8 protein-coding genes and 1 pseudogene are annotated in these 11,855 nt (G+C 59.0%); 2 read left to right on the top strand and 7 right to left on the bottom strand.

All coding sequences use genetic code 11. From position 1 onward, the window contains the following. Nucleotides 1-151: 151 nt before the first annotated feature. Genes QCE58_RS16325 through QCE58_RS16335 form a run of 3 tightly spaced genes read right to left on the bottom strand, consistent with a single transcriptional unit; the run spans nucleotide 152 to nucleotide 5,645 of the window. A complete protein-coding gene (locus QCE58_RS16325) occupies nucleotides 152-799 on the bottom strand; it encodes a hypothetical protein (RefSeq protein WP_250522357.1) in 648 nt (215 codons plus the stop codon). Continuing rightward, nucleotides 792-3,230, bottom strand: coding sequence for a hypothetical protein (locus tag QCE58_RS16330; RefSeq protein ID WP_250522358.1), 2,439 nt, complete (start codon nucleotides 3,228-3,230; stop codon nucleotides 792-794). Before QCE58_RS16330 ends, QCE58_RS16325 begins: the two co-directional genes overlap by 8 nt. A gap of 45 nt (nucleotides 3,231-3,275) precedes the next feature. After that, nucleotides 3,276-5,645: a type VI secretion system Vgr family protein gene (locus QCE58_RS16335; protein WP_250522359.1), complete on the bottom strand. Its 2,370-nt coding sequence runs from the start codon at nucleotides 5,643-5,645 to the stop codon at nucleotides 3,276-3,278. A gap of 504 nt (nucleotides 5,646-6,149) precedes the next feature. Here QCE58_RS16335 and QCE58_RS16340 point away from each other — a divergent pair. After that, nucleotides 6,150-7,478 carry an MFS transporter gene (locus QCE58_RS16340; RefSeq protein WP_250522360.1) on the top strand — a complete coding sequence of 443 codons (1,329 nt, stop codon included), beginning with the start codon at nucleotides 6,150-6,152 and terminating at the stop codon, nucleotides 7,476-7,478. Between the two features lie 2 nt (nucleotides 7,479-7,480). Continuing rightward, nucleotides 7,481-8,392, top strand: a complete 912-nt coding sequence (locus tag QCE58_RS16345; protein ID WP_268811662.1) for an NAD(P)-dependent oxidoreductase — start codon at nucleotides 7,481-7,483, stop codon at nucleotides 8,390-8,392. Nucleotides 8,393-8,446: 54 nt separating this feature from the next. Here the strand turns inward: QCE58_RS16345 and ilvD are convergent, their stop codons facing one another. The 4 genes and pseudogenes from ilvD to sdhB form a co-directional block, all read right to left on the bottom strand. Further along, nucleotides 8,447-10,306, bottom strand: a complete 1,860-nt coding sequence (gene ilvD, locus QCE58_RS16350; RefSeq protein ID WP_175981275.1) for a dihydroxy-acid dehydratase — start codon at nucleotides 10,304-10,306, stop codon at nucleotides 8,447-8,449. Nucleotides 10,307-10,412: 106 nt separating this feature from the next. Next, complete coding sequence (locus QCE58_RS16355) at nucleotides 10,413-11,045, bottom strand: TetR/AcrR family transcriptional regulator (protein ID WP_008347084.1); 633 nt, start codon at nucleotides 11,043-11,045, stop codon at nucleotides 10,413-10,415. A gap of 1 nt (nucleotide 11,046) precedes the next feature. Beyond that, on the bottom strand, nucleotides 11,047-11,469 hold the full coding sequence (locus tag QCE58_RS16360) for a nuclear transport factor 2 family protein (protein ID WP_008347086.1): 423 nt from the start codon (nucleotides 11,467-11,469) through the stop codon (nucleotides 11,047-11,049). 190 nt (nucleotides 11,470-11,659) lie between these two features. Beyond that, nucleotides 11,660-11,855, bottom strand: a pseudogene (gene sdhB, locus QCE58_RS16365) (succinate dehydrogenase iron-sulfur subunit); the annotation flags it as partial.

The raw sequence follows: 11,855 nt of genomic DNA on the forward strand, positions 1-11,855 counted from the left end.
TTCTAAAATGTGAGGCCTTTGATTAGCCAGACGACCTTACCTTTCCATTCATTTCCGTTTTTCACGAATGACCCGTTCCGAAAAATTCTGCAACACCGGAGGAAACTGGATTTTTCGCGCAGGGGAAGATTAACTAAAGCTCGTGATTGCATTAGTTTCGTTTTGTGGAAAAAAGCGCTGAGCAAGAAATTTGGTCCGTAATTACCCGTTTATTCTCTTTAACATCCCATACGCCGGGATACGAATCCTCAGAACATGTTGCATCCCCGGTTGGCGAAACGTAGCGACCGCTTGGCGCGATGATCGATGTTCCCGGATCACCGCTGCCTCCGAACGAATGTTTCTGCAGGTCCTTGATCGACTTGCCTTTTATATAAGCACCATTCAAAGAAACCAAATTGTGAGTTGAGGCAATGCGCGCTACGGTGGCCAACCAAGTGTATGGCCGGACCGTCACAAAATCCAGAGACACATAAATTCCCTCCGGCAAATTAATATCGGATAATACCCCTACCTTTTCCGGAATATGCGAAACGTGAACGACGTCGCTGACCGAACATTGTTTCAGGTCCCGCATGTTCACGTATCCAGTGTCTGATACGATGAGAGCCGATTTGTCGAAGCTCACAACAGCATGAATAGCTTCTTCATCTAACTTGCACGTCCGAAGATCGCGACCTCCATCCTCTATTTTTAGCGTATTGCCGATCGCCTCGTATTTGGTTTCTGCGTGCGAAATCACCGAAAAGACGGTCGCCGAAACGAAAAAAACGATCAGTGACAGATTCCTTTCAATCACAGATCACTCCCTTTACTAATCGCGTGTATTCAAGTCTACGCTCATCATCAATATAACCTCCATTAATCGCATAGGTGACCGCGCGAGAAACGTCTCTCTCTCTTTGCTTCGTTGCTCCATCAGTTGCCAAGGTCGGAATATCGCCATCGATAGTCCCGACGACCTTCGGACGCGCGCACGTCAAATAGAATGCTCCGCTATCGATGCAATTCCCGGGAAGACCTATTCGTTGAGGATCATCAATGTTGGCAGGTATCTTTCTCGTCGCACTACGATTACGGTTTATGAACTCAGGATCGGACCACCATGACGCATCGAATGAGGATCTCTGGATCCAGCCGCGAAAAATCCAATAGTCGGCGTAGTTACTTCGACCCGTTAGCTGCTTAAAACCACGTCCACGAAACTTCTGCGAATCGACCTTATCGCAATTTCCGTTTCTCCAGTCATACGAACTCGAAATTCGCCCGCCATGACTGTTGAATTTCTCGGATCGAAACCAAGGATCATCCTCTTCCTCGACTTGGCCGTACCAATGTCCAAGAGAGACTTCCGATAACTGTGATTTTGAATTCTTCGCTCTGCCACGGACGATACCTGGTTCAATTTTTCCTGTCATGCTGGTTTCCTGCATCGATGTGAGCCATCCGCTTTCTACCGCACCTTGACCGAGGAAATGCGCAAGCCTCAACGGCGACACAAGGCTGAATTTTCGCGTTGCCAAGTTAATAGGAACCAAATATGTTGAACGTAAGTCTTCCGGTGTTGGACGTGAGTTTCGACCGTAATGGTCATCCGAGTAAATTCGTTTGAATTCGCTCGCGCTCAACCATCCGCACCGTCTGAAGTGCCGAATAAACGCCATCGGATGGAAATACCAAAAATTTTTTCCTTCACCCAGCGGCGTTTGTCCCATGAACTGAAACTGCTTCCCGAAGTTGATGAAGTTCTCATAACCTTGCGGATCATCGTCCTTACGTTTGCCGAAAAAGCCTTCGGGCTCGTTTAACGCGCCGTAACGTTCATCGTTATTGCTCGCATCCCATTCGCTTTTTGCATGGCAGATAAACCCTCTAAGCTTTGAGCGCACATCGGCGTCGTTTTGCACCAATGCGGCTACTTGCCGATCGTGTGTGAACGCCGGAGGCACGGTTGCGGATGCAGGCGACGGCTCGCGATTCTCCGCAGCGGGCACGCTTGCAGACTGTGCGTTGGCCGAATCCGTTATTTGGCACAGCGCGTCATATCCGCATAATCCATTCTCATCGAATGGCGTATTGCCGTCCTCGATCTTCTGCCAATTCATGAACGGCGGAAAATCGGCGTCCGAAAGCTTCTGAACGCCGGCTTGATTGATGTCGATATAACCCGTCTTACCTTCGGCGAACGGCACCGCCACCCACGTGGCTTGTTCAGCGGCGGGCAATGTCGGCGTATCCGTGCTAAGGATGCGCCCAAAACGCAGTAACTCGTAGCCTTCGCTGGGACAGGTTCCATACAGCGCAGTGGCACGCTCATAAAGGGCGTACTCGTACCCTTCGAATTTATCCTGCAGGAAATTGGGCGTCAGCGGAACCGGCCTACCGTCGCCTCCCGCGGTCCACGCCCGGGTGAAGCGCTCGCCGCGACTGAAGTACGCCTCAACATAGAGCGTACTGTTCTCATCCAACGATCCCGCGTCCAACGTCGGGAAGAACGGCTTGGGCGAGCGGCCTTTCGTTTCCAGCTCGCCCAAGCCCGCCGGCACACTGACGAAAGTCGAGCCGCTGGGAATCACGAAATACGTGCTCCCCCAATAGTCCTTCGACGCTGGCGTAGTCGGATGCGCCTCACCCAGCGCAACGTGATGCCCGTCTTGCTCGAAGTACGCGGTGAAGTCCTCCTCGGTCATAAAAACCTCGAAGTGCAAATGCGCCTCACCATGACTGTAGCCCCGAAAGCCCAACTGATCCTTGCGATATACCCTCTTGCCGCCGCCAGATTGCACGCCGTTCGTCTCGGCAAGCAGCCATGAGGGCAGCGCGTTGGGTGAACTGTTCGGCGCGGGGACGTTCGGTTGCGGCACCAACGCGTTCGTTCTCACAAGATCGAGCAAGTGCATGTATAACGAATAGAATGTGATCGTACGGCCTTCTCCAGTTTCGGTCGTGTGTTTGATCAGCACAAAACCGGTGTTGCTGTTAAGCGCCTCGGTACCATCCGCGCTCTTCTGCCCATCCGAAATGGCATCCTTGGCCACGCGATAGGCCACGACCTCGCCATCTGCGATAGCCCGCACAGGCTCCTTCTGACCCAGCCCGCGGAAGGGCACCAGATGCATGCCGCAATGCCAACGACGATCGAGTGCAACTGGAAACACGCCACTGTGCGACAACTCGAAGGTATCGACCACATCCATCATCGGGTCGGTCTTCCACTTCTCGGCGGGCATGTTGAGGCCTTCAGCTGGAAGAAACGGGGGGCTGATAATCATAATTTAACGTGACTTTATATATCGTTCTGAAAGTTCCAGCTTGCCCGGGGGCAGGTCCGGCAGCATCGGATCCAGGTTCTCCGGTCCCTCGAACGTGAACGACCCCGCCTTGATCCTGAAGTCCCCCGGACAAATCACCTCGACACTTCCGTTCTCGATCTTGATCGCCGCGCCGCCGCTCGCCAGCACCGCCTTCGTCTTGCCATTGACCAGCACGTTCGCGTTCGCGCTCGACAGGTGCAGTTGCTGATCGGCGAACACATCCATGGGCGCATCCTGCGCTTGCACCTCGATCTTCCCCTTCGAAAAGACCTTGATGCCCAGTCGAAGCACGCATAGCGAAATCAGTTCGCCCGCCACCATGCGCAGTCGCCGCGTAATACTCACGTCCATGTCCTGGCCCGCGCTTACGATCACGTTCTCACCCGCTGAATGCTGCGTCGACTTCGGCGTCACGAACGCCATACCGCCCGGGGCGCTAGCCAGCAGCCCCGCATCGCGAAGCTGATCGAGCGCTTGCAGCAAGGCCGATTGCGTGGCTCGATCAGCCGGATCGGCTTTCGCCTGCGTGGTCGCCGTCGCCAGATCCGTCACACGTTGCAGTGCGGCCTTCAACTGCTGTATTGCCGCGGGCATTTCAAGGTGCGGCGTGTCGACTCCGGCGGCCGCGTCCGCCGAGAGAAACAGTCCTTTCGCCGCGCGCATCGTGCCCCACGCCTGCGTCGTGATTTCGAAGCCCTCTCCGCGAGGAAGCTTCTTACTGTTGAGCAGATAGCCCTGGTTCACCGCCGACTGGCGGTACACCGTGGCGATGCGCGCACTTTCCTTACCTTGCAGATCGTTGAACACGACTTCCGCACCGAGCAGCGGCGAGCGCCAGATGGCGTAACTGAACAAGGAATCCGTGCCCCGCACCAAGTCAGGATGCGAATAGTCATGCAACGCGCCGGAAATGTGTAGGCGATCGATGTCAGCATGCGCGCCCGAGAGCAGAACTTCCGTGGACGGAAGCAAGGGCGAATGAAAGCCGCCTTGATACGACGAGAACGGACGCAGCAGACGCAGCTTCAGCAGTTGCTTGTCAGTATTGCCTGTTCCTTGCAGGAACTTGGGCAGAACGGGATACCGGCCGTGTTCATCCATACAGCCGTAAGGCGACGAGTCGAACGTCGTGACCACGCCGACGACCGGACCCTTCAGAAACCGCCAATCGCGCTCGTACACGAATTCGGGGCGGTAGGCGAGATGCGCGGGCATTGCCTTGAAGCGCACGAGCGCCGGTTTCGTGCGGCTGCCCGTCATCGTCATCGTTTCGATCACGAAGCCGTATGGCGCGCTGGCAAGCTTCGTGTTGATCAGCCTCACCACGATGCCCGGCGCCACGCCCTTCGCATTGGTCTTGCCGGAGATCTTCGCTTGCTTCGCGATCTGCTCGTCGCGCCGCGTTTGCGCGAGCGCTTCGCCCTGCTGCCGCGTCAGATGAAACTCCGCGCTGCGGTTGATCTGACCGAACACCGAGCGATCGTCAGCCGTGCCTGAAACCTTCGCTGCGGCCCGCAGAGGATCTTCGGGCGTGCGGTAATTGCGCTCCCATACTTCTATCGATGCCGGCACCAGCGCGCGTGCCTCACTAATCGACAGCACCGCTTCGTGCCAATTATTGTTGAGCCCGGAATCCGGCATCAGCGGTATGTCGATTGAGCGCACGTAACCGCGCGGATTATCCGTGAACACCAATGTGTCCAGTTGCCCGTCCTGGCCGCGCGCCTGTTTATAGAACCACGCAATGCCTTTTCGTTTCGCGTGACGAGTGATCATGTCCCACACGGACTCCTCGTACATCACGATCTGTTCCATCTTCTCCTGCGCGCCTTCCAGATGGAACTCGACATCGAAGGCGTCGAAGTTCGTCCGGTCGATCAGCAGTTGCGTGACCAGCTCCTGAAACGTCACGTCCCTGAAGACATCCGATTTCTGCACTTGCTTGCAAAGGGCGGCGAACCTTGGCTCGATGCGGATTTTATAAGTGGCCTCGTCCCGGTTTGTCCGGATGCGTTTGCATCGGGTGACGACGCCATTGAACGTCGCGGCCTCGTGATTGACAGGCGCGACGTAGTCGACCGAGGGCACGGCCACCCGCTCGTCGATCTGCAGCCCTGCACGTCGCCCGACCACGGTCTTGCCGTCGATGTCGAGCTGCGGCGAGGTCACCGTCACATCGACCTTATATTCCTCGCACAGGCCCGCTTTTACTTTGAATTTCAGAACATCCAGATCGAGATCCAGCGTGCCGATCCACACGTTCAAAATCTGCGTAAGGCGCGCACTCGGATGGCGCAGCGCGTCGGTCAGATTTTTCGTCACAGCATTCATACGCGATCCTTATTCTGTTCAACGAACTCAAGCATTAATCGTTTTTCTTTGGACCGATGAATTTAGGATTGCATCACAAACAGGTCAACCCGGCTGATCGGTATTTGTTTGACATTCACGACCTATTGATTAAAGAAATCAGAATTCGGACATCGCCCATACCATGAGATCGAAGCGCGTGATTGAAAGAATGAGAAATTGCCTTTGAGCAGCAGACTTGAAGAATCGAGAGAAAATTCAACTCTTCTTCACCGGTCCGATCGGTGTGAGGAAGCCAAATCGCACATTCTTTCAACTCGCTGTCCAGAGCGAACACTCGCTGCGTCGCGGGCCATACAGGAAAACCCGGATCAAACCCCGCCCCGCCCTCCACCCCGTGTTCGAACTATTCGAAAGCCCGCTTCAACGATTTCGCATATCACTCGCGCTCCGCAGCCGCTACATTTCTTCTGTCCCGCCGCGTCCCGCGCGAGCAGGGACGCAAAAACAAATACGGAGACAGACGTGGAAATCGATGCGACCAACATGCCGCAAGGCGCGGCATCGCCCGCTGCGTCACACGATGCGGCCACCGCGGACCAGATCTTTCGCCGCCTCGCGCTGCAAATCCTGCCGATCCTGATGTTCGCGTACATCACGTCGTACATCGATCGCGTGAATGTGAGCTTCGCGAAGCTGCAAATGGCGCAGCAACTCGGTTTCTCCGATGCCGTGTTCGGCTTCGGCGCGGGCATCTTCTTTCTCGGCTATGTGGTCTTCGAAGTGCCGAGCAACATCATCCTGCAACGCGTCGGCGCGCGCCGATGGATCACGCGCATCATTCTGTCGTGGGGCATCGTGTCGGGCCTCACGGCCTTCGTCTCCACGCCCATGCAGTTCTATGTGATGCGCTGCCTGCTTGGCGTCGCGGAAGCGGGCTTCATTCCGGCGATCGTCTTCTATATCGGCCAGTCGTTTCCGCGCAACCGCCGCGCGCGCATCCTCAGCATGTTCTATGCGGCGCTCGCGCTGGCGGGTCTCATCGGTTCGCCGCTGACGGGCTTCATCATGCAGTACTTCGATGGTCTCATGCAGTTGCCAGGCTGGAAGTGGATCTTCATCGTCGAGGCATTGCCCGCGTTTCTCGCGGCGGTCTATACATGGAAGGGACTCGACGACGACGTCACCCAAAGCCCGCGTTTCAGCGAAACGGATCGCGCGTTGTTGTCGCGCGTGCTCGCCGAGGATCGCGCGGTAACGGCGCAATCGAATCACAAGGGCCTCTTCACCAGCGCGCTCGTGTGGGCGTTCTGCCTCATCTATTTTCTCGATGTCTTCGGCATCTACGGCTACACCTTCTGGGCCCCGACGATGATCAAGTCGATGGGCATCTCCGGCGACTTCGCGATCGGCGCACTCGCCGCATTGCCGAACGCGGTCGCGGTCGTCGTGATGGTCATGTTCGGCCGCAGCGCGGACAAGCGCGGCGAGCGGCGCTTGCACGTCGCGGCGCTGCTGCTGATGGGCGCGGTGGGCTTGTCGCTGTCGGTGCTCTGGCATGACAACCTGTGGCTCGGCATGATCGCGCTGTGCATCGCGAATGCGGGATTGCTGTCGTTTCCGCCGCTCTTCTGGAGCATGCCGACGGCCGTGCTCGGACAGGCCGCGGCGGCGGTCGGCATCGCATGGATCAGCGCGTTCGGCAATCTCGGCGGCTTCTTCGGCCCATATGTAGTCGGCTTTCTGAAGCAGGCTTCCGGCGGCATGACGCTGCCGATCTTCCCGATGGTCGGCTGCCTCGCGCTCGGCATCGTTCTCACGATGCTGCTGCCGAAGCGCCTCGTGAACCGCTGAGCATTTTCAAACTTACACGACAACATGAAGAGAGACACAGCATGAAGCAACGCATCGGCATGATCGGTGTCGGCCTGATGGGGCACGGCATCGCGCGTAACGTGATGAAGCATGGTTATCCGCTGACGGTCGTCGAGCATCCCGGCAATCAGCCGCTCGACGAACTGCTCGCGGGCGGCGTGAAGACCGTCGCGAACGGCGAGGCGCTCGCGCGCGCATCGGACATCGTCATTCTGTGCGTGACGGGCTCGCCCGAAGTCGAAGCGGTGCTGACCGCGCCCGATGGCGTGCTCGCGGGATTGCAGCCGGGCGCGATCGTCATCGACTGCTCGACGGCGGTGCCCGCATCGACGCAGCGCATGGCGGCGCTCGTGAAGGAAGCGGGCGGCCTCTTCGTCGATGCGCCCATGACGCGCACCGCGAAGGAAGCGCATGAAGGGCGGCTGAATCTGCTGGTCGGCGCTTCGGCCGAGCTGTTCGCGCGCATCGAGCCGTTGCTGCGTACCTATGCGGAGAACGTGACGCTCGTCGGCGATGTGGGCGCGGGACACAGCATGAAGCTGTTGCACAACTTCGTGTCGCTCGGCACGATCGCGCTGATCTCGGAAGCGGCGGCCTGCGCGAAACGCGCGGGCGTCGATGCGCAGACTTTCGTCGATGTCCTCGCGAAAGGCGGCGGTGGTGGCGCGGCGCTCGAGCGGCTGCGTCCGTCGCTTATCGACGGCGATCCGTCGGGCATGCCGTTTCACATGTCCAATGCGTTGAAGGATCTCGGCTACTACGTGACGATGGCCGGCGACAACAACGCCGTCGATGCGATCGCCGGCGCCGTGCGCGCGACGTATGCGGATGCGGTCGAGCAAGGCGGCGCGCATCGTACTTTGCTGGAGTTGCCGAGGTTGCTGGGCGATTGAAGTTGCGATAAAAAAAGCCGCTCATCGAGCGGCTTTCCCTGGCGCTTTAAAGCCTCAATCGTCGAGCAAGGACAAGTCGCGCACCGCGCCCTTGTCCGCCGACATCACCAGCTTCGCATACGCCTTCAGCGCAGCCGACACCTTGCGCGGACGCTGCTTCGCGGGCTTCCAGCCCTTCGCGTTCTGCTCTTCGCGACGGCGCGCGAGTTCATCGTCGGAGAGCAGCACGTCGATCGTGCGATTCGGAATGTCGATGCGAATCTTGTCGCCGTCGCGCACAAGGCCGATCGCGCCGCCCGCCGCCGCTTCCGGCGAGCAATGACCGATCGACAGGCCCGATGTGCCGCCCGAGAAACGTCCGTCCGTCAGCAGCGCGCATGCCTTGCCGAGACCCTTCGACTTGATGTAGCTCGTCGGGTACAGCATTTCCTGCATGCCGGGCCCGCCCTTCGGACCTTCGTATCGAACGATGACGACATCGCCCGCCTTCACCTTGTCATTGAGGATGTTCTCGACGGCTTCGTCCTGCGACTCGGTGACGTGCGCCGTGCCTTCGAACACGAGAATGCTTTCATCGACGCCCGCCGTCTTCACGACGCAGCCATCCAGCGCGATGTTGCCCGTCAGCACCGCAAGGCCGCCTTCCTTCGAGAACGCGTGCTCGTACGAGCGAATGCAGCCTTCGGCGCGATCCGTATCGAGGCTCGGCCAGCGCGTGTTCTGGCTGAACGCGACTTGCGTCGGCACGCCTGCGGGACCTGCCATGTAGAACGTCTTGACGGCTTCGTCGTCGGTGAGCTTGACGTCCCATTGCGCGAGCGCGTCTTTCAGCGTCGGCGCGTGCACGGTCGGCACGTCGGTATGCAGCTTGCCCGCGCGATCCAGTTCGCCGAGGATCGCCATGATGCCGCCCGCGCGATGCACGTCTTCGATGTGATACTTGTTCGTGTTCGGCGCGACCTTGCACAGCTGCGGCACGGTGCGCGACAGACGATCGATGTCCTTCATCGTGAAGTCGATCTCGGCTTCGCGCGCGATCGCCAGCAAGTGAAGAATGGTGTTGGTCGAGCCGCCCATCGCGATATCGAGCGTCATCGCGTTCTCGAACGCCTTGAAGCCGACCGAGCGCGGCAGCACGCGCGCCTCTTCCTGCTCGTAATAACGGCGCGCCAGTTCGACGATGCCGCGTCCCGCGCGCTTGAACAACTGCTCGCGGTCGGCGTGCGTCGCGACGACGGTGCCGTTGCCGGGCAGCGAGAGACCGAGCGCTTCGGTGAGGCAGTTCATCGAGTTGGCCGTGAACATGCCCGAGCACGAGCCGCATGTCGGGCACGCGGAGCGCTCGACTTCGGCGACTTCCGCATCGGAATACGACTGGTCGGCGGCGATCACCATCGCATCGACGAGATCGAGCTTCTTCAGTTCGATGGCCTTCGTCTTCGGATTCGCGAGGCGCGTCTTGCCCGCTTCCATCGGGCCGCCCGAAACGAAAATGACGGGAATGTTCAGGCGCATCGCGGCCATCAACATGCCCGGCGTGATCTTGTCGCAGTTCGAGATGCAGACCATGGCGTCGGCGCAATGCGCGTTGACCATGTATTCGACCGAATCCGCGATGATGTCGCGGCTCGGCAGCGAGTACAGCATGCCGTCGTGACCCATCGCGATGCCGTCGTCGACCGCGATCGTGTTGAACTCCTTCGCCACGCCGCCCGCGGCTTCGATCTCACGCGCGACGAGCTGGCCCAGGTCTTTCAGATGAACGTGCCCCGGCACGAACTGGGTGAACGAGTTGACGACGGCGATGATCGGCTTCGAGAAATCTTCGTCTTTCATGCCGGTGGCGCGCCAGAGGGAGCGCGCGCCCGCCATGTTGCGTCCGGCGGTGGAGGTTTTGGAACGGTATGTGGGCATCGTGGTTGCGGTTGGAATGTCGCGAATGAAAGCGGGCCACGAGGGGTGAGGGCCCTTGCGCGCGGCATCCGCGACCTTTTGGGTCGGGTGGGCGCGAATTTTGGGATTATCCCATACCTGCTTCGTCCATTCCGCTTCGACGCGCCGCCTGCACCAGCGCGCGAATCGCCCAGCGTCTGACCTTGCGCGCGCGTGCGTCGTCGAGTTGCAGCACGTCCTTGCAGACGATCATCGCCTCCGTGCCGATGACGAGCGCGAGCGCCTGCGTGAGCGTGTCGAGCGCGGCGGGACTGAACTCGTCTTGCGCGGGTTCGAGCGCGGACTCGATCAACGGTGTGCGGCGATTCTGCCGCAGCGGCATGTCGTCCTGCGATTCGCCCTTCGCCGCCCGCTCCAGCGAATGCGCGAGCATCATGCGCAACGGTGCTTCGTTCGCAAGAATCATGTCGTTGAGCGCGGCGTCGACACGCAACAATCGCGCGACCGGATCGGCCGATGCGCGCGCCGAAAATAGCTGGCTCGCAACGGGTGTGTCGACATCGAGCGATGCTTCGAGCAAGAGCGCATCGATGCTCGGGAAATGCCGATACGCCGTCGCACGCGACACGAGCGCTTCTGCCGCAACCTCTTCCAGCCCGGGCTTGCGCCCTTGCTTCATCAGCGCCGATGCCGCCTTCAGCAGATCCTTGCGCGTGCGCTGCTTCTGATTGCCGCGGGTCTTCGGTTCGGACTTCGCCATATCAAGCCTGCGGCAACTGACCGATGATCGCCGCGAGATCGACCCACACGTTTTCACGGCGAATCTGTCCGCTTTCGCTGAATTCGACGACATGCAGCATGCGAAATTCCAGCGGACGCCCACGGCCTTCGAGCCCGAACGGCCGGCCCGGCGCCTTGCCGCGCCACAACGACTCGTCGATGACAAAGCCGTCGCCATACAGACGGCGCAAGCACTCGACCCGGCTCTCCGACAGATCGGCAAACAACGCTTCGTAGAACGGCCGCGCGCGCTCGCGTCCGTGCGCCGGACCGGCAGGCCAGCCAACGACATCGTGCTCGACATCGTCGGTGAGCGTGGCGAGCACGCCTTCGACATCGTCGCTTCGTTCAAAACCGAAATGCTCTTCGATCTTGCGGTCCATCTCGACAGCAGTCAGCGTCATGATTGCCTCCTTGCACGGGTCATGCTTTCCAATTCATTCTAGTGAGACGACAGTCTCATTACAAGATTGAAATATCGTCTGGTGCGAGATGGTTAGCTATGCAATCACTTCAATGCATCGGCGCATATCGCAGATAAAAAAAAGCGCAGCCTCTTTCGAGACTGCGCTTTTTTTCCTTACGGTGCGGGGATCAAACCGCCCGTCGCACCATCAATTCCTTGATCTTGCCGATCGCCTTGGTCGGGTTGAGCCCCTTCGGGCACACGTCGACGCAATTCATGATCGTGTGGCAACGGAACAGACGATACGGATCTTCCAGGTTATCGAGGCGTTCGCCCGTCGCCTGATCGCGGCTATCCGCGATGAAGCGATACGCCTGCAGCAAG

Origin of the sequence: Caballeronia sp. LZ028 (genome assembly GCF_031451415.1) — a bacterium.
Lineage (GTDB): Bacteria > Pseudomonadota > Gammaproteobacteria > Burkholderiales > Burkholderiaceae > Caballeronia > Caballeronia zhejiangensis.

Coding starts and splice junctions, on each gene's coding strand:
- QCE58_RS16360 (WP_008347086.1), bottom strand. CDS start 11,469: ATGACGCTGACTGCTGTCGAGATGGACCGCAAGATCGAAGAGCATTTC.
- QCE58_RS16355 (WP_008347084.1), bottom strand. CDS start 11,045: ATGGCGAAGTCCGAACCGAAGACCCGCGGCAATCAGAAGCAGCGCACG.
- QCE58_RS16330 (WP_250522358.1), bottom strand. CDS start 3,230: ATGCCCGCCGAGAAGTGGAAGACCGACCCGATGATGGATGTGGTCGAT.
- QCE58_RS16335 (WP_250522359.1), bottom strand. CDS start 5,645: ATGAATGCTGTGACGAAAAATCTGACCGACGCGCTGCGCCATCCGAGT.
- ilvD (WP_175981275.1), bottom strand. CDS start 10,306: ATGCCCACATACCGTTCCAAAACCTCCACCGCCGGACGCAACATGGCG.